Source organism: Vibrio sp. Vb1574, from assembly GCF_033338675.1.
Window position 1 is genome coordinate 1 of sequence record NZ_JAWOTC010000461.1, and the last position, 1,043, is coordinate 1,043.

At 43.4% G+C, this 1,043-nt stretch carries 1 protein-coding gene; it reads right to left on the bottom strand.

Going from position 1 to position 1,043, the window contains the following annotated elements:
- The coding region (locus tag R7O12_RS26875; protein ID WP_318127114.1) for a TonB-dependent receptor plug domain-containing protein at window positions 1-1,043 on the bottom strand (1,043 nt) is incomplete at both ends.

Consider the following 1,043-nt stretch of genomic DNA (forward strand, 5'->3'; position numbering starts at 1 on the left):
AAAGGATGCACCGTACACAAAGTAATGCTCTGTACTACCAAGCGAGAGATATTTGTCAAACTGTGAGTCAAACTGGTAGCCTTCATCCTCGTAGATGTAGTCTTTACGTTGGATATTCTGGCCTTTAACACGATCAGTAATGCCGTTTTCTTCCTTGCTAAGCCAATCTAGTTGCCAGGTAAGGGAGTCCGCTAGGGCCGTTTGCATCTCCCAAATATGTTTTATACCAACTTGATATTGCTCTGTTACATCTTCACTTGTTGCATTCGTATAACCGTTGTAAGACTGCTTTCCGTTGCCTTTGTTGCGAATATAATTCCCATTGAACTCAACACGATGTGCATCATTGACTTGGTACTGAAGTTTAACCAGTAAGTTGTTCGCTTCAGTACTTGCATCTGCTAGATCTCCAAAGTTATCCAGTTCATTGCCGTCGCGACGCGTATAGGCAACTAAAGATTCCAAATCGCCCGTTTTGTTCGCTAGTGCAACAGATTCACTGAATGTATTGTCTTCAGAAGAGTAGTTGAACTTCGCATGGCCACCAAAGTTACGACCCTTAAGGAAATCAGCCGGATCTTTGGTTTCAAATGCAACAATGCCACCAATTGCGTCAGAACCATGCAGAGACGATGCTGCACCTTTTACAATTTCAACCGCTTTTATTAGGTCGGTATCCACGTTAACGCGAGCAGAGTTAATGAACGTATTCCCTGATTCGAACTGGTTACCTTGAGATACGCCGTCCACAAGAACCTTAATTCGGTTACCTTCGATACCTCGAATATTGATACTCTGGACACCTTGACGCGAGTTTGTCTTAACTGTGACTCCTGGCGTGTACTCAAAGAGATCATCTAAGCCAGTGACCATGCTTTCTTCGATGTTCTTATCAGTAACGATGGCAACAGAAGCAGCAGTGTCTTCGATTTGGCTATTAGTACGAGTCGCAGTCACGACCACTTCATTGAAGGTTGAATGGTCTTCAGCGTAGGCACCTTGGGATAGTGCAATCAGAATAGAGGCTGATAAAATTGATTTAT